This is a genomic window from Streptomyces sp. NPDC029139, assembly GCF_055564335.1.
This window is the reverse complement of record NZ_JBVHWN010000011.1, coordinates 95161-111168: the sequence shown is the minus strand read 5'-3', so window position 1 is coordinate 111168 and position 16008 is coordinate 95161. Positions and strand designations below refer to the sequence as shown.

16 protein-coding genes are annotated in these 16008 nt (G+C 71.0%); 1 reads left to right on the top strand and 15 read right to left on the bottom strand.

Features of this window, described 5'->3' with window-relative positions; genetic code table 11:
* Positions 1-6: 6 nt before the first annotated feature.
* From ACZ4VW_RS23630 to ACZ4VW_RS23560, 15 genes are all read right to left on the bottom strand, one after another.
* On the bottom strand, positions 7-903 hold the full coding sequence (locus ACZ4VW_RS23630; RefSeq protein WP_467965514.1) for an ABC transporter permease: 897 nt from the start codon (positions 901-903) through the stop codon (positions 7-9).
* The gene (locus tag ACZ4VW_RS23625; RefSeq protein ID WP_467965512.1) at positions 890-1687 is read right to left on the bottom strand and encodes an ABC transporter ATP-binding protein; all 798 of its coding nucleotides are present in this window, start codon (positions 1685-1687) and stop codon (positions 890-892) included. The genes ACZ4VW_RS23630 and ACZ4VW_RS23625 overlap by 14 nt, the downstream gene beginning before the upstream one ends.
* A 34-nt stretch (positions 1688-1721) precedes the next feature.
* Positions 1722-2828 (bottom strand): aliphatic sulfonate ABC transporter substrate-binding protein, encoded by a 1107-nt coding sequence (locus ACZ4VW_RS23620; RefSeq protein ID WP_467965510.1) that lies wholly within the window; start codon positions 2826-2828, stop codon positions 1722-1724.
* Between the two features lie 188 nt (positions 2829-3016).
* Positions 3017-4375 carry a sulfate adenylyltransferase subunit 1 gene (locus ACZ4VW_RS23615; protein WP_467965508.1) on the bottom strand — a complete coding sequence of 453 codons (1359 nt, stop codon included), beginning with the start codon at positions 4373-4375 and terminating at the stop codon, positions 3017-3019.
* A gap of 2 nt (positions 4376-4377) precedes the next feature.
* Positions 4378-5313 carry a sulfate adenylyltransferase subunit CysD gene (cysD, locus tag ACZ4VW_RS23610; RefSeq protein ID WP_467965506.1) on the bottom strand — a complete coding sequence of 312 codons (936 nt, stop codon included), beginning with the start codon at positions 5311-5313 and terminating at the stop codon, positions 4378-4380.
* 91 nt (positions 5314-5404) lie between these two features.
* Positions 5405-5986 carry an adenylyl-sulfate kinase gene (cysC, locus tag ACZ4VW_RS23605; RefSeq protein WP_467965503.1) on the bottom strand — a complete coding sequence of 194 codons (582 nt, stop codon included), beginning with the start codon at positions 5984-5986 and terminating at the stop codon, positions 5405-5407.
* Entirely contained in the window at positions 5968-6675 is a 708-nt protein-coding gene (locus ACZ4VW_RS23600; protein ID WP_467965500.1) for a phosphoadenylyl-sulfate reductase, read from the bottom strand. Before ACZ4VW_RS23600 ends, cysC begins: the two co-directional genes overlap by 19 nt.
* Positions 6672-6854: a hypothetical protein gene (locus ACZ4VW_RS23595; protein ID WP_467965497.1), complete on the bottom strand. Its 183-nt coding sequence runs from the start codon at positions 6852-6854 to the stop codon at positions 6672-6674. Before ACZ4VW_RS23595 ends, ACZ4VW_RS23600 begins: the two co-directional genes overlap by 4 nt.
* A 61-nt stretch (positions 6855-6915) precedes the next feature.
* A complete protein-coding gene (locus ACZ4VW_RS23590; protein WP_467965494.1) occupies positions 6916-8613 on the bottom strand; it encodes a nitrite/sulfite reductase in 1698 nt (565 codons plus the stop codon).
* A 126-nt stretch (positions 8614-8739) separates the two neighbouring features.
* Positions 8740-8823, bottom strand: coding sequence for a putative leader peptide (locus tag ACZ4VW_RS23585; protein WP_352077884.1), 84 nt, complete (start codon positions 8821-8823; stop codon positions 8740-8742).
* Between the two features lie 138 nt (positions 8824-8961).
* Positions 8962-9531: a GNAT family N-acetyltransferase gene (locus ACZ4VW_RS23580; RefSeq protein ID WP_467965492.1), complete on the bottom strand. Its 570-nt coding sequence runs from the start codon at positions 9529-9531 to the stop codon at positions 8962-8964.
* Between the two features lie 138 nt (positions 9532-9669).
* On the bottom strand, positions 9670-10704 hold the full coding sequence (locus tag ACZ4VW_RS23575) for a LacI family DNA-binding transcriptional regulator (RefSeq protein ID WP_467965489.1): 1035 nt from the start codon (positions 10702-10704) through the stop codon (positions 9670-9672).
* Positions 10705-10728: 24 nt separating this feature from the next.
* Entirely contained in the window at positions 10729-11550 is an 822-nt protein-coding gene (locus tag ACZ4VW_RS23570) for an ATP-binding cassette domain-containing protein (RefSeq protein WP_467965486.1), read from the bottom strand.
* Complete coding sequence (locus tag ACZ4VW_RS23565; RefSeq protein WP_467965485.1) at positions 11547-12563, bottom strand: ABC transporter permease; 1017 nt, start codon at positions 12561-12563, stop codon at positions 11547-11549. The genes ACZ4VW_RS23570 and ACZ4VW_RS23565 overlap by 4 nt, the downstream gene beginning before the upstream one ends.
* Positions 12564-12713: 150 nt before the next feature.
* Complete coding sequence (locus ACZ4VW_RS23560; protein WP_467965483.1) at positions 12714-13730, bottom strand: substrate-binding domain-containing protein; 1017 nt, start codon at positions 13728-13730, stop codon at positions 12714-12716.
* A gap of 139 nt (positions 13731-13869) precedes the next feature.
* Between ACZ4VW_RS23560 and ACZ4VW_RS23555 the strand changes: the two genes are divergently transcribed.
* A complete protein-coding gene (locus tag ACZ4VW_RS23555) occupies positions 13870-15912 on the top strand; it encodes a glycoside hydrolase family 32 protein (protein ID WP_467965481.1) in 2043 nt (680 codons plus the stop codon).
* The last annotated feature ends 96 nt before the right edge of the window (positions 15913-16008 follow it).

Sequence of the window (16008 nt, the reverse complement as noted above, 5' to 3'; positions counted from 1 at the left end):
CGTGACTCAGCTCTTCACCAGCAGACCGCGGCTGCGCAGCACGGCGCGCTCCAGCGGGCTGAAGATCAGCAGGTCGATGGCGATGCCGACGAGCAGGATCAGGATGATCGCCAGGAAGATGCCCGGCATGTCGATGTTGTTGCGCCCGTTCTCCAGCAGCTGGCCCAGGCCCAGGCCCAGGTCGGGGGAGGACGCGATGATCTCGGCGGCCATCAGCGAACGCCAGGAGAAGGCCCAGCCCTGCTTCAGACCCGCCAGATAACCCGGCAGCGCGGCCGGCATCACGATGTGCCAGGCGCCCCTGAGGCCCGTCGCGCCGAGCGTCCGCCCGGCCCGCAGGAAGAGCGGCGGGACCTGGTCGACACCGGCCACCAGGCCGTTGGCGATCGAGGGCACCGCGCCCAGCAGGATCACCGCGTACATCATCTGGTCGTTGAGGCCGATCCAGAGGACGGCCGGGGCGACCCAGGCCACCGACGGCAGGGACTGCAGGCCCGACAGGATCGGGCCGATCGCCGCGCGGACGAACTTCACCCGCGCCACGAGCAGACCGAGAGGCGTACCGATGGCGAGCGCCATCAGGAAGCCGAGCAGGGCCCGGGAGACGCTCGTCCACAGGACGTCGAGAAGCGTGCCCTCCAGCCACATGGTGGACAGGCTGTCCCAGACGGCGGACGGTGGCGGAAGCTTGAACTCGTCGGTGACCTGGGCCGTGACCAGGAGCTGCCAGACCACCAGAACCAGTACCACGGCCGTGACCGGCGGCAGCACCTTCTTCAGCAGGACCTCGCGCACGGGCGTGCGGTTCACCTGGACCGCGTCGAGCGCGTCGAGCCCCGCCTCCAGGCCGGCCAGATCGTCGGCCTTCGCCGCCGTCGTGGTGGTCGTCTCAGTGCTGGCCATGACGGCGGATCTCCCCACGCAGTTCTTCGGTGATCTCGACGGAGAGCTCCGCCACGGCGGCGTCCTCGATGCGGCGCGGCTGCGGGATGTCGATGGTCCACTCCCGGGCGATCCGCCCGGGGCGGGACGACAGCAGCACCACACGCTCGGCCAGCCGCACGGCCTCGCGCACGTTGTGGGTGACGAAGAGCACCGACAGCTTCGTCTCCCGCCAGATCCGGGTCAGCTCGTCGTGCAGCACGTCCCGGGTGATGGCGTCGAGCGCCGCGAACGGCTCGTCCATCAGCAGCAGATCGCTGTCCTGGGCGAGCGCCCGGGCCAGCGCCACACGCTGGCGCATACCGCCGGACAGCTCGTGGACCCGCTTGCGGTACGAGCCGCCGAGCCGGACCAGTTCGAGCAGGCGCTCCGCCTCGGGGCGCCGCTCGTTCTTCGGCACCCCGCGCAGCCGCAGGGCCAGTTCGATGTTCTTGCCCGCGGTGAGCCACGGGAAGAGGGCGTGCTCCTGGAACATCAGGGCCGGCCGGCCGCCGGGGGTCTCGATGGACCCCGCGGACGGCCGGTCGAGCCCGGCGACCAGGTTGAGCAGGGTGGACTTGCCGCACCCGGAGGCCCCCAGGAGGGTCACGAACTCGCCCGGGGCGACATCGAGCGAGATGTCGTCGAGAACGAGCTGCTGACCGGCGGGTCCGCCGAAGGACTTCGAGACGTGCTCGATCCGGGCGGCGTGCGTCACCGCCGTACGGTCCTGCTCGGCCTTGGCGAGCGTCGCGGTCGTGGCCATGGTCGTCACCTCCTGGGGCTCAGCTGCGGACTTGTTACTTGACGCCGAGACCGGCGTCGGCGACCTCGGGCCGACCCGCGGCCTTGAGGACCTTGTTGAGCGGCTTCAGGTCGTAGATCCCGCTCAGGTCGGGCCGCTTCAGCAGACCGGCCTTCACCGCGTGGTCCGCCTGGGCCTGGAGCGTGGCCGCCAGCGGGTCGTCGGTGAACCGGATCGACGGCCAGGCGGCGTCGATCACCTCGTCACCGAGCGGCTTCCCGGAGAGCTCCTTCAGCTTGGCGTTGGCCGAGGCCTTGGCCGTGTCCGGGTTGGCGTTGATCCACGCGTTGGTCTTCACCGAACCGCGCAGCACCGCCTCCACGACGTCCGGGTGCTCGGCGAGGAACTTCTGCGACACGATGATGTTCGTGATCACGAACTTCTTGTCGGGCCACAGCGTCGACTCGTCGAGCAGCACCTTCGCACCCTCGGTGACCAGCTTCGACGCGGTCGGCTCGGGCACCCAGGCGCCGTCGACGGCCCCGGAGGCGTAGGCGTTCGGGGTCACCTTGTTGTCCGTGCGGACCACGGAGACGTCGCCCTTGCCGCTCTGGGCGTCGACCTTCCAGCCCTGCTCCGAGAGCCAGTTGAGGAAGGCCACGTCCTGCGTGTTGCCGTGTTGAGGGGTGGCGATCCTCTTGCCCTTGAGGTCGTCGATCGTCTTGATCTTCGCGGGGTTCACGACCAGCTTCACGCCACCGGAGGCGGAACCGCCGATGATCCGCAGGTTCTTGCCCTTGGACTTGACGTACCCGTTGATCGCGGGGGAGGGGCCGATGAAGCCGATGTCGATCGAGTCGGCGTTGAGCGCCTCGATCTCGGAGGGGCCGGCGTTGAAGGTGGAGACCTCCAGCCGCGTGCCGCCCAGCTCCTTCTGGATGATGCCCTGCTCGTCGCCGACCAGGGCGGTGGCGTGCGTCAGGTTCGGGAAGTATCCGAGCCGGACCTTGTCGGCCGAGAGCTTCTCACCCTCGGCCACCACCTTCTTCTCGTCGTTCTTGGCCTGGGAGCCGTAGCCGCAGGAGGCGAGCGCGCCGATCAGCAGCGGCAGAGCCGCGGCGGTGGCGAGTGAGCGGCGCAGGGTGGCACGGGAGGCAGGCACGGAGGTTGTCCCCTCAGGGTCTTCAGAGTCTTCGTCGTCTATGTCGTTCGTGGAGCGGGTGCGCGCCGCCTACGCGGCGCATCGGCGTCAGCACGCACATCGCGCGACACCTCCCCGGCCCGCGCCGAGGGCGCCGGAACCCACCCGGCCGCCCTCCTTGGCGAAGGTGGCGTAGACGTTCCGGACCATCAGAAGTCCCATCCCTCGTCGTCGGCGGTGTCCGCGGCGGCCGCGGCCTTGGCGCCGGCGAAGGCCTCGCCCGCCATGCCGGCCGCGAGCGTGGTGCCGTCGGCGGGGTCGATCAGAAGGAAGGAACCGGTACGGCGGGAGTCCGCGTACGCGTCGAGCGCGAGCGGCTCGGCCGTACGGACCTTCACGCGGCCGATGTCGTTGGCGACCAGCTGCCCCGGCTCGGGGTGCTGGGAGAGGTCGTCCAGGGTCAGCCGGGACGGGATCTCCTTGACGATCGCCTTGACCGTGCGGGTGGTGTGCTTGAGCAGCACCCGCTGCCCGACGGCCAGCGGCTGGTCCGCCACATGGCAGACCGTCGCCTCGACGTCCTGGCTGGTGGCCGGGGCGTCACCGCTCGGGGCGAGGAGGTCGCCGCGCGAGATGTCGATGTCGTCGGCCAGCCGGATCGTCACCGACTGCGGAGCCCAGGCGATGTCGACCGACTCGCCCAGCGCGTCGATCGCCGTGATCGTGGAGGTCCGGCCCGAGGGCAGGACGGTGATCTGCTCGCCGACCCGGAACGCCCCGGCCGCGATCTGACCGGCGTAACCCCGGTAGTCGGGGTGCTCGGCCGTCTGCGGACGGATCACGTACTGCACCGGGAAGCGCGCGTGGCAGGCCGTCAGGTCGTGGCTGACCGGGACGGTCTCCAGGTGCTCCAGGACGGTCGGACCGCCGTACCAGTCCATGTTGGCGGAGGGCTCCACCACGTTGTCACCGGCCAGCGCCGAGATCGGGATCGCGGTGATCTCCGGGACGCCCAGCTCGGACGCGTACCGGGTGAACTCCTCGGCGATCGCGGCGAAGACGGGCTCCGCGTAGTCGACGAGGTCCATCTTGTTCACGGCCAGGACCACGTGCGGCACACGCAGCAGCGCGGCGACGGCCGCATGGCGGCGGGTCTGCTCGACGACACCGTTGCGGGCGTCGACGAGGACCACGGCCAGCTCGGCGGTCGAGGCGCCGGTGACCATGTTGCGGGTGTACTGCACGTGCCCGGGGGTGTCGGCGAGGATGAACCGGCGGCGCGGGGTCGCGAAGTAGCGGTAGGCCACGTCGATGGTGATGCCCTGCTCGCGCTCGGCGCGCAGGCCGTCGGTGAGGAGCGCCAGGTCGGGCGCTTCCTGGCCGCGCTTGAGGGACGCGGCCTCGACGGCCTCCAGCTGGTCGGTGAGGACCGACTTGGAGTCGTGCAGGAGGCGGCCGACCAGGGTGGACTTGCCGTCGTCGACGGATCCGGCCGTGGCGAAGCGCAGCAGGGTGGTCGCCGACACGTCGGCGAACTGCTCGGTGGTGCTCGTACTCGTGCTCGTCATGGCTAGAAGTACCCTTCGCGCTTGCGGTCTTCCATCGCGGCCTCGGACATCTTGTCGTCGGCGCGGGTCGCGCCCCGCTCGGTGAGGCGGGAGGCGGCGATCTCGGCGATGACGGCGTCCAGCGTGGTGGCGTCGGAGTCGACGGCGCCCGTGCAGGACATGTCACCGACGGTGCGGTAGCGGATCAGCCGCGTCTCGACCGTCTCGGACTCCTTGGGGCCGCCCCACTCGCCGGCCGTCAGCCACATGCCGTTGCGGGCGAACACCTCGCGCTCGTGGGCGAAGTAGATCTCCGGGAGCTCGATCTTCTCCCGCTGGATGTACTGCCAGACGTCCAGCTCGGTCCAGTTGGACAGCGGGAAGACGCGGACGTGCTCACCAGGGGCGTGGCGGCCGTTGTAGAGCTGCCACAGCTCCGGGCGCTGCCGGCGCGGGTCCCACTGGGAGAACTCGTCACGCAGCGAGAACACCCGCTCCTTGGCGCGGGCCTTCTCCTCGTCGCGGCGGCCGCCGCCGAACACCGCGTCGAAACGGTGCTGCTGGATCGCCTCGGTCAGCGGCACCGTCTGGAGCGGGTTGCGCGTCCCGTCGGGACGCTCGCGCAGCTTGCCGGCGTCGATGTACTCCTGCACGGAGGCGACGTGGAGCCGCAGCCCGTGCTGGGCCACGACGCGGTCGCGGTACTCGATGACCTCGGGGAAGTTGTGCCCGGTGTCGACGTGCAGCAGCGTGAACGGCACCGGCGCCGGCGCGAACGCCTTGAGCGCCAGGTGCAGCATGACGATGGAGTCCTTGCCGCCGGAGAAGAGGATCACCGGCCGCTCGAACTCGCCCGCCACCTCACGGAAGATGTGGACGGCCTCGGACTCCAGCGAGTCCAGGTGCGACAGCGCGAACGGGCTGTCGGTCGCTTCGTGGACGTTGACTGCGGTGGTCACGCTGCATCCCCTTCGTTCGCTTCTCCGCCTGCGCGGCGCAGAGGCGCGGGCATCGTCTTCGTCTGCTGCCCGGCGGCCGCGCGTGCGGCGCTCACAGCAGGCCCCTCTCGGTGAGCAGCGCGTGGAGCTGCGCCGCGGACTCCCGCACGGTCTGGTTCTGGGACTCGATCCGCAGGTCCGGGTTCCGCGGCTCGTCGTACGGGTCGTCGACCCCGGTGAGACCGCTGATCTCGCCCGCGGCCTGCTTGGCGTACAGCCCCTTCACATCGCGTACGGAGCACACGTCCACCGGAGTGGCGACGTGCACCTCGACATAGGCGGTGCCTTCGGACTGGTGGCGCTTGCGGACGGCCTCGCGGCTGTCCTCGTACGGAGCGATGACCGGGACCAGGACCTTCACGCCGTTCGAGGCGAGCAGCTCGGCGACGAAGCCGATCCGCTGCACGTTGATGTGGCGGTCCTCGCGGGTGAAGCCGAGGCCCGCGGAGAGGAACTCGCGGATCTCGTCGCCGTCGAGCACCTCCACGCGGTGGCCCTCGCCGCGCAGGCGGCCGGCCAGCTCGTACGCGATGGTGGTCTTGCCGGCGCTCGGCAGGCCCGTGAGCCAGATGGTGGCACCGGTCACGTGATTCTCCTGGTCTTCCTGGGTGTCCGTCATCCGTGCAGTCCGCATTCGGTCTTGCTCCGGCCGGCCCAGCGGCCGGCCCGGGCGTCCTCGCCGTCCGCGACGCGGCGGGTGCAGGGCGCGCAGCCGACGGAGGCGTAACCGTCCATGAGGAGCGGGTTGGTGAGCACGCCGTGCTCGGCGACGTACGCGTCGACGTCGTCCTGCGTCCAGCGGGCGATGGGGGAGATCTTGACCTTCTGCCGCTTCTCGTCCCAGCCGACGACCGGGGTGTTCGCCCGGGTCGGGGACTCGTCGCGGCGCAGACCGGTCGCCCACGCGCTGTACGCGGTCAGGCCGTCTTCGAGCGGCTTGACCTTGCGCAGCGCGCAGCACAGGTCCGGGTCGCGGTCGTGCAGCCTCGGGCCGTGCTCGGCGTCCTGCTCGGCGACCGTCTGCCGCGGGGTCAGCGTGATGACGTTGACGTCCATCACCGCGTCGACCGCGTCCCGGGTGCCGATCGTCTCGGGGAAGTGGTAGCCGGTGTCGAGGAAGACGACGTCCACTCCCGGCATGGCGCGCGAGGCGAGGTGGGCGACCACGGCGTCCTCCATGGAGGAGGTGACGCAGAACCGCTTGCCGAAGGTGTCGGCCGCCCACTGGAGGATCTCCAGCGCGGAGGCGTCCTCCAGGTCGCGGCCGGCCTGCTCGGCGAGCGCCTTGAGGTCGGTGGCCTCGGAGACCTGAGTTGCCGTCATATCTTTTCCCCTCCAGCGGAGTTGCTGCTCGAAGTGCCCGGGGCCAGGAGCCCCAGGAACTTCAACTGGAAGGCTCGACTGCATGCCCGGCATTCCCAGGCGCCGTGACCCTGCTCGTGCGGGAACAGGTCCTCGTCGCCGCAGTACGGGCAGAAGAACGGAGCGGCACGCTCGCTCATGCTGTGTCCCTCGATTCGCTCTCGCCCGTGGCCCTTCGGGCACGGGAGGTGCCCCCGGCGTTCACGACAGGGCCTCTTCCGATGCGCCCGCCGCCCAGGTGGCGAAGCGCTCGCCGTTCTCGCGCTCCGCCTGGAAGCGCGTGAGGACCCGCTCGACGTAGTCCGGCAGCTCGGCCGCGGTGACCTTCAGGCCACGGACCTTGCGGCCGAAGCCCGCCTCCAGGCCGAGGGCGCCGCCCAGGTGCACCTGGTAGCCCTCGACCCGGTTGCCGTCGTCGTCCAGGACCAGCTGGCCCTTGAGACCGATGTCCGCCACCTGGATGCGGGCGCAGGCGTTGGGGCAGCCGTTGATGTTGATGGTGATCGGCTCGTCGAACTCGGGGATGCGGCGCTCGAGCTCGTCGATGAGCGAGGCGCCGCGCGCCTTGGTCTCCACGATCGCCAGCTTGCAGAACTCGATGCCGGTGCAGGCCATCGTCCCGCGCCGGAACGGCGAGGGGGTGACCCGCAGGTCCATCGACTCGAGGGCGGAGACGAGCGACTCGACCTGCGCCTCCTCGATGTCGAGGACGATCATCTTCTGCTCGGCGGTGGTACGGACCCGGCCCGAACCGTGCGCCTCGGCGATCTCCGCGATCTTGGTGAGCGTGGTGCCGTCGACACGGCCGACGCGCGGCGCGAAGCCGACGTAGAAGCGGCCGTCCTTCTGCTTGTGGACGCCCACGTGGTCACGCCACTGCCCGGCGGGCTGCTCGGGCGCCGGACCGTCCGTCAGCCCGCGCTTCAGGTACTCGTCCTCCAGGACCTGGCGGAACTTCTCCGGGCCCCAGTCGGCGACCAGGAACTTGAGGCGGGCGCGGGTGCGCAGCCGGCGGTAGCCGTAGTCGCGGAAGATCGAGATGACGCCCTCGTACACGTCCGGGACCTCGTCGAGCGAGACCCAGGTGCCCAGGCGTACACCGAGCTTGGGGTTGGTGGAGAGACCGCCGCCGACCCAGACGTCGAAGCCGGGCCCGTGCTCGGGGTGGTGCACGCCGACGAAGGCGATGTCGTTGATCTCGTGCGCCACGTCCAGCAGCGGCGATCCGGAGACCGCAGACTTGAACTTGCGGGGCAGGTTGGAGAAGTCCTTGTTGCCCACGATCCGGCGCTGGATCTCGTCGATGGCGGGGGTGCCGTCGATGATCTCGTCCTCGGCGATCCCGGCGACCGGCGAGCCGAGGATGACACGCGGGGTGTCACCGCAGGCCTCGGTCGTCGACAGACCGACCGCCTCCAGGCGGTTCCAGATCTCCGGGACGTCCTCGATGCGGATCCAGTGGTACTGGACGTTCTGCCGGTCGGTGATGTCGGCGGTGCCGCGCGCGAACTCCTGCGAGATCTCGCCGATGACCCGCAGCTGTTCGGTCGTCAGCCGGCCGCCGTCGATGCGGACCCGGAGCATGAAGTACTCCGCGTCCAGCTCCTCCGGCTCCAGGACACCGGTCTTGGTCCCGTCCAGACCTTCCTTGCGCTGGGTGTAGAGACCCCACCACCGCATACGGCCCCGCAGGTCGTTCGGGTCGATGGAGTCGAATCCGCGCTTGGAGTAGATCGTCTCAATGCGTGTCCGCACATTGAGACCGTCGTCATCCTTCTTGAACTGCTCATTGCCGTTCAGCGGGGTGAAGTGCCCCACGGCCCACTGACCCTCGCCACGGTGACGGCTCACCTTGCGGCGGGGCGTGGCGGGTGCGGGGTTTTCCGGGGTGGCGGCCATGGCGTTTTGTCCTTCGGGACTGCGGGAGGGCGGCTCTGACCTGCACACTGGTACGTGGGTCAGGGGATGGCGCGACAGTGCGCAGCAGGGTCGGTCTGAAAGGTGCTCGGGGCGGTGCTGGTTCTCTCAGCGCGCCGAACACATGGCGCTGGACATGCGGCCGAGGTCGACGTGCCGCCGACTCACCAAGGCAATTCCAGTTCCAGACATGACGGAAGCGTGTCACGGGACTTTGGACCCAGTCCAGCTTCGTCCGAAATGTGGACACCACCGTCCCGCATCGCGAGACGGTGTGCCGTGGGTCACTTCTGGAGGGCCGGGGAGGTGGGGGGTTGGGGGTCGGAGGGGTCAGCCGTGGGCACCGGGCCAGGGGCCGGGCGCCTCGGACTCCTCGACCTCCTCCACCTTGGTGTCGAAGAGCTTGAACCCTCGCCGCAGATAGTTGTCCATCGCGTGCGGTCCGTCCAGCGAGCAGGTGTGGAGCCACACCCGGCGCGTCTCTTCGCGCTCGGGCCAGCGGTCGGCCAGGTCCCAGGCGCGCTGCACGCCGTACGAGAGCAGATGGCCGCCGATCCGGCGGCCCCGGAAGGCCGGGATCAGCCCGAAGTAGATGATCTCGACGACGCCGTCGTCCTGCGGGTCCAGCTCCACGTACCCGGCCGGCGTCCCCCTGTCGTACGCCACCCAGATCTCGGCCCCCGGCCTCTCGACGATCTCCTGCCACTGCGCGTACGTCAGCCCCAGCCGGTCGTTCCAGCTGATGTCGCCGCCGACCGCCGTATAGAGGAAGCGGCTGAACTCCGCCGAGGGCACCTCCGCCCGCCGGATGGTGATGTCGTCGCCCTCGGGGGCGGGGGAGGGGCGGAGGTCGGACGGTGAGGTCTGTTCCAGGGACCAGGTGGTCAGAGTGATGCGCATGCTGTCATCGCACCACGTCCGCGCGCCGGACGCGGACGCGGGCCCCCGGATCGGCGCCGGCTCCGTGGCGTGAGCAGGCTGTCCACATGGTGGACAGCCTGCTCGTCGTGAGACGCCTGGTCTCCGGGAACCACCAGGTCAGCGGGAGGAGGCGCGGTCGGCGGGCCGGAGCTCCCCGCTGCCACGCTCGATCAGACGCACCGGGACGGTGTGCGTCGCCGCGCGGGAGCGGTCGCCGCCGAGGCGGGCCAGGATCCGCTCCGCCGCCGCGCGGCCGACCGCCGCCGGGTCCTGGGCCACGACCGTCAGGCCCGGCTCCAGGACCGCCGCGAGCGGCAGGTCGTCGAAGCCGACCAGGGCCACGTCGCGGCGCCCCGCCTCCGCCAGCGCGGGCACGACCCCGAGCGAGGCGAAGTTGTTCGCCGCGAACACGGCCGTCGGCGGGTCGGCCAGCGCCAGCAGCCGCCGCACGGCGACCCCCGCCGCGTACGGGTCGTGCGCCGTGACGACCAGCGCCGGGTCGTGGGCGATCCCCGCCTCCTCCAGCGCCGACCGGTAGCCGCGCTGCCGGGTCTTGCGCGTGTAGAGCGTGGCCGGCCGGTCGCCGATGAAGGCGATCCGGCGGTGCCCGTACGCGATCAGATGCGCCACGCCCGCCCGCGCGCCCTCTTCGTTCGCACTGACCACCGCGTCCGCCGCGAGGCCCGTGCCCGGCCGGTCCACGAAGACCACCGGCAGACCGCTCTCCCGCTCCCGGCGCAGGAAGCGGTGGTCGCTGCCCGCCGCCGGGACGACCAGCAGACCGCTGATCCGCCGCGCCAGGAACGTGGTGATCAGCGCGTGTTCCACCGGCTCGCGCTCACCCGACGACCCCATAAGGAGGGTGAGCCCCCGGTCCCGTACGACGTCCTCGACGCCGCCCGCGACCGTACCGAAGAAGGGATTGCCCATGTCCGGGACGACCAGGCCGACCGTCGAGTCCCGGGCTCCCACCCGCATGTTGCGCGCCATGAGATTGGGGCGGAAGCCCAGCTCCTCGACGACCGCCAGCACCTTCGCCCGGGTCGCCTCGGACACCGGCCCGTCCTCGTTGAGCACCCGTGACACGGTCTTCGGGGTCACGCCGACCCGTGCCGCCACATCGGCCAGGGTCGGCCGCCGGGTGCTCCCCATGGTCACCGCATCTCCGTCGTCGATTCAGCGTTGCTCGGCTCCGACGGTACCGCCGTTCTCGGGCGCCACGGTCAGGGCCCCGGTCATGATCGCCACCACGTCCGACATCGAGTGGTCCGACGGCCGGATCTGCGCCACCCGCCGGCCGAGCCGCTGGACGTGGATCCGGTCCGCGATCTCGAAGACGTGCGGCATGTTGTGGCTGATGAGGACGACGGGCAGGCCCCGGTCCCGCACCCGGCGGATCATGTCGAGCACCTGGCCCGACTCCTTCACCCCGAGCGCGGCCGTCGGCTCGTCCATCACGACCACGTGCCGGGCCCAGGCGACCGCGCGGGCCACCGCCACCCCCTGCCGCTGGCCGCCGGAGAGCGTCTCCACGGCCTGCGTGAGGGACCGGAGCCCGATCTTCAGATCCGCCATGTGCGCGGCCGACTCCTCGCGCATCCTCTTGTTGTCCAGCATCCGGAACACCGAGCCGAGCGGCCCGCGCCGCCGGACCTCGCGGCCCAGGAACATGTTGCTCGCGATGTCGAGCGAGGCCGCGACCGCCAGATCCTGGTAGACGGTCTCGATGCCGTGCCGGCGCGCGTCCACCGGATCGCGGAACCGGACGGGCGCCCCGTCGAGTTCGAGGGTGCCCTCGTCGGGCTGGAGCGCCCCGGTGAGGGCCTTGATCAGACTCGACTTGCCGGCGCCGTTGTCCCCGATGACCGCCAGCACCTCACCGGGCATCAGATCGAAGTCGGCACCGTCGAGAGCGGTGACCTGGCCGTAGCGCTTCACGAGGCCGCGGGCCCTGAGGACGGGGGTGGTGTCGCGGGGCGCCCCGGGGGTGGTGGTCATCGGCGGACCTTCCTGCGGGAGAACTGGTCGACGGTCACGGCCAGAATCACGAGGCCGCCGGTGATCAGGGTCTGGTAGATCGATCCGACGCCCATCAGCTGGAGCCCGTTGCGGAACACCCCGACGATCAGCGCCCCGACGAGCGTGCCGAGGACCGCGCCGCGCCCGCCGAAGAGGCTGGTGCCGCCGAGGACCACGGCCGTGATCGCGTCCAGGTTGTCGGTCTGGCCCGCCTTGGGGTCGCCGACACCGGTCCGGGAGATCAGCAGCAGCGCGGCGATGCCGTAGATCACCCCGGCCAGGGTGTAGATGCCGAGCTGGAGGCGGGTGGTGCGGATGCCGGTGAGCCGGGCGACCTCGGGGCTGTTGCCGAGCGCGTAGGTGTGCTTGCCCCAGGCCGTGCGGCCGAGGAGGTACGCGAAGCAGAGGAAGAGCGCGATGGTGAGCACGGAGCCGTAGGTGATGTCGGTACGGCCCAGCGGGAAGGTCCCGCCCAACCCCGTGAGGGCGGCGGGGAGGTCGGTGACCGTCTGTTCCTCGGAGTAGATGTGGGTCAGCGCGAAGGCGACGTTGAGCATCCCGAGCGTCACGATGAACGGCGGCAGCTTGACGAAGGTGACGAGCGCGCCGTTCGCGAGCCCGAAGAGCGCGCAGACGCCGATGCCCGCGGCGACCGCGACGAGCGGCGGGAGGGCGCCCTCGGCGGCCAGCTTCGCCATCACGATCGAGCCGAAGGCCATCACGGCGCCGCAGGACAGGTCGATGCCGGCGGTGAGGATGATCAGCGTCTGGCCGAGGGCGAGGGTGCCGACGACCATCACCTGCTGGACGACGAGGGAGAGGTTGCCGCCGGAGAGGAACTGCTCGCTCTGGAACGAGAAGAACGCGCAGGCGACGAGCAGGGCCACGAGCGGGCCCGTCGTGGGATGGGTGAGCAGCCTGCCCGCCGTGCGGCGGGCCGCGGGCGTCCCTGGCGGCGCGGCGGCGGAGGGCGGTGCGGCGGTGGTGGTCAACGGGGCTCCTTGGAAGCTCTGGGATGGGGGGCGGCGGAGGCTCAGGGGAAGGGGACGTCGGGGCCCGGCCCGGCGAGGGGCTCGGTCCGGCGAGGGGCTCGGTCCGTCGGCGGCCGGCCAGGTGTGCGAGGAGGCCGGCCCGGGGCGGGCTCAGCCCCAGCAGTTCTCCAGGCCGTACGCCGTGTCCTTGGCCGGGACCGCCGAGGCCGGCGTGTCGGTGATGAGGGTGACGCCGGTGTCGACGTAACCGGACGCCTTCGTGCCGTCCTTGGCGTATGCGACGACCGCGTCGACGCCCTTGGCGGCCATCAGCAGCGGATACTGCTGCGAAGTCGCGGCGATCTTCCCGGACTTGACCGCCTCGGTGCCGGTGCAGCCGCCGTCCACCGAGACGATCAGGACGTCCTTCTCACGGCCCTTCGCCTTGAGCGCCGTGTACGCGCCCAGCGCGGCGGGCTCGTTGATCGTGTAGACGACGTTGATGTCCGGGGCCTTCTGCAGGCAGTTCTCCATGGCCGTCTGGCCCTTGGCCTGGTCGCCGCCGGTGTCCTGGGAGCAGACGACGGCCGGGTCGCCCTTCTGAAGCCCGAACCCCTTGAGGAAGCCGTCGTGCCGCAACTGTCCGACGGCGACGCCGGGTGCGAGGTCGAGGGTGGCGATCCTGGCCGGCTTCCCCGCCATCGCGGCCTTGGCGTACCGGCCGATCAGCTCCCCGGCCTTGAGGTTGTCGGTGGCGAAGAGCGCGTCGGCGGCGGTCTGCGGGTCGGTCGGGCTGTCGAGCGCGATGACGAGGACCCCCTTCTTCCGGGCCTGCTCGATCGCGGGGACGATCGCCTTGGAGTCGTTCGGGGTGATCAGGATGCCCTTGACCCCGGACGCGACCATGTTCTCGATCGCCGTGACCTGGCCCTCGTTGTCACCGTCGAACTTGCCCGCCGCCGTGGTCAGTTCGGCCCCGGCCTGCTTCGCCGCGCCCTCCGCGCCCTCCTTCATCTTGACGAAGAACGGGTTGGTGTCGGTCTTGGTGATCAGCCCGACCTTGACGGGGCCGCCGCTGCCCCCGGGCCCGCCGGAACCCTGGGCTCCCTCGCCGCAGGCGGTGAGCAGCAGGGCTCCGGCGGCCAGGCCGGCCAGGAGGGGGAATGCGGTGCGGACGGTGCGCTTCATGGCGCGGCTCCTCAGGGGACGCAGGGGTGTCATCGTTGACTTATGTCAACGTTGACATCGACTGGCCAGGATGATGGACTCCGCGGCGAGCAACGTCAATGCCCCTCACCCGTAACGAGTTGGCAACGGAGGCTTCCGGATGAGCCGCTGGAAAGCACCGCACCTGACCGTCATCGCGGCCCTGCTCGTCGCCGCGTTCACCCCCATCAGCGCGAACGCCACACCGCCCGCGACCCCTCGCCCCCTCGCAGCGGGGCCGGTCAACCCCGGTTTCGACACAGGGGATCTCACCGGCTGGACGGTCACCGAGGGCACCGCCTTCGGCCCGGCCGCCGTCACCGCCACCGACACCTACTGGGGAGGCCCCTTCCACCACCGGGGCAGCCACCACCTCTGGGGCCACGCCGCTGCCGGCGACGACGCCACCGGCACCCTCCGCTCCTCCTCCTTCGCCGCGCCCGCCCGGATCAGCTTCCTCGTCGGCGGCGGCTGGGACCCCGAACGCCTCTACGTCGCCCTGGTCAGGGACAGCGACGGCCGTGTGCTCCGCAAGCAGACCGGCCCCCAGGACGAGGCGTACGTCCGGATCGTCTGGGACACCTCGGCCTGGCGCGGCCAGGGCGTCCACCTGGAGGTCGTCGACCGCAAGACCGGCGGCTGGGGCCACGTCAACCTCGACGACGTACGCACCGGAGAGGCGGCCGTCCGGGACGACAACGGTCTCACCTTCCGCGCCCTCGGCCAGGCCGACCAGCCCCACCCTCCCGGCGCTCCACGGGACTTCACCGCCGACCCGCTGCGCCCGCAGTTCCACTACACGCCCTACCAGGGCTGGATCAACGACCCCAACGGCGTGATCCAATGGCGCGGCCGCCACCACCTCTTCAGCCAGTACCACCCCGACGCCCCTCTGTGGGGTCCCATGCACTGGGCCCACGCCGAGGGCCCCGACGCCGTCCACTGGCGCGAGCTCCCCGTCGCCCTCACCCCTCCGCCGCGCGCGACCCCCACCGACAACAGCGGCGCGTTCAGCGGCAGCGCCGTCGACGACGACGGCACCCTGACCGTCGCGTACACGAAGTACACCGACACCGGCGCGCACCCTGGGGCCATCCCGGAGACCGTCGCCGTGACGACCAGCACGGACGGGGTCACCTTCACACCCGGGACCGAGGTCATCACCGAGGCGCCGCCCGGCTCGTCCGCCGGGTTCCGCGACCCCAAGGTCTTCCGCGACCCGGTCGACGGCCGCTGGAAGATGGTCGTCGGATCGGGCGACGGCGGACGCGGCAAGGTGCAGTTGTACGCCTCCGACGACCTGCGCGCCTGGACGTACACCGGTGTCCTCGCCGAGGGTGACGGTACGACCGGCGCGATGTGGGAGTGCCCCGACCTGTTCCCGCTCGACGGGAAGTGGGTCCTGCTCTACTCCACCAACGAGGGCGGGCAGTCCCTCCAGCGGTACGCCGTCGGTGACTACGACGGCGGCGCCTTCCGCGCGGAGCGGCACGGGATCCTCGACGGAGGCGGCGACGTCTACGCGGCGCAGAGCTACCGCGACGACGCCGGGCGACGGCTGATGACGGCGTGGATGAGCGACTGGAACGCCAAGGAGCCGACCCGGGTGAACGGGTGGGCCGGTGCCCAGTCCCTCCACCGTGAGCTGTTCCTCTCGCCCGACGGACGCCTCGGGCAACGCCCGGTCGCGGCGGCCGACTCGCTGGCCGAGGGAGCGCCGGTCAGGGTCACCGACAAGACGGTGAAGGGCGGCTGGCGCCTCGGCCGGGGGGAGACGGCACGGGTCAAGGCCGTCCTCGACCTGAGGAGGACCACCGCCGACAGGGTCACCCTGCGCCTCAAGGCATCCGCCGCGGAGGCGACCGTCCTGCGCTACGACAAGGCTGACGGCACGCTCTCGCTCGACACGACCGGCGCCGGTTACGGCACGCGCGCGACGTACCGGACGCGGGTGGAGCCGGCCCCGGACGGCACGCTGGCCCTGGACATCTTCATCGACCGCTCGTCGGTGGAGGTGTTCACCGGGGGCGGCGAGGCGCTGACCGCCCGCGTGTATCCGCGCTATCGCGAGTCCCAGGCGGTCGAGTTCGGGGCGGAGGGCGGCCTGCTGCACCTCAGGAGCGCCTCGCTGACCCCGCTGGGAAGCGCCGTCCTGACCGACTGACCGACTGACCGACTGACCGACTGACCGCCCCCGTCGGCCGGTTGGCTCTTCCGGCCGCCGTCGTCCCCGTCGGCCGGTGTCGTCTGCCGGGCCGTC

Coding starts and splice junctions, on each gene's coding strand:
- ACZ4VW_RS23590 (WP_467965494.1), bottom strand. CDS start 8,613: ATGGCCGCCACCCCGGAAAACCCCGCACCCGCCACGCCCCGCCGCAAG.
- ACZ4VW_RS23630 (WP_467965514.1), bottom strand. CDS start 903: ATGGCCAGCACTGAGACGACCACCACGACGGCGGCGAAGGCCGACGAT.
- ACZ4VW_RS23560 (WP_467965483.1), bottom strand. CDS start 13,730: ATGAAGCGCACCGTCCGCACCGCATTCCCCCTCCTGGCCGGCCTGGCC.
- cysC (WP_467965503.1), bottom strand. CDS start 5,986: ATGCGGACTGCACGGATGACGGACACCCAGGAAGACCAGGAGAATCAC.
- ACZ4VW_RS23570 (WP_467965486.1), bottom strand. CDS start 11,550: ATGACCACCACCCCCGGGGCGCCCCGCGACACCACCCCCGTCCTCAGG.
- ACZ4VW_RS23625 (WP_467965512.1), bottom strand. CDS start 1,687: ATGGCCACGACCGCGACGCTCGCCAAGGCCGAGCAGGACCGTACGGCG.
- ACZ4VW_RS23595 (WP_467965497.1), bottom strand. CDS start 6,854: ATGAGCGAGCGTGCCGCTCCGTTCTTCTGCCCGTACTGCGGCGACGAG.
- ACZ4VW_RS23615 (WP_467965508.1), bottom strand. CDS start 4,375: ATGACGAGCACGAGTACGAGCACCACCGAGCAGTTCGCCGACGTGTCG.
- ACZ4VW_RS23585 (WP_352077884.1), bottom strand. CDS start 8,823: ATGTCTGGAACTGGAATTGCCTTGGTGAGTCGGCGGCACGTCGACCTC.
- ACZ4VW_RS23600 (WP_467965500.1), bottom strand. CDS start 6,675: ATGACGGCAACTCAGGTCTCCGAGGCCACCGACCTCAAGGCGCTCGCC.
- ACZ4VW_RS23555 (WP_467965481.1), top strand. CDS start 13,870: ATGAGCCGCTGGAAAGCACCGCACCTGACCGTCATCGCGGCCCTGCTC.
- ACZ4VW_RS23580 (WP_467965492.1), bottom strand. CDS start 9,531: ATGCGCATCACTCTGACCACCTGGTCCCTGGAACAGACCTCACCGTCC.
- ACZ4VW_RS23575 (WP_467965489.1), bottom strand. CDS start 10,704: ATGGGGAGCACCCGGCGGCCGACCCTGGCCGATGTGGCGGCACGGGTC.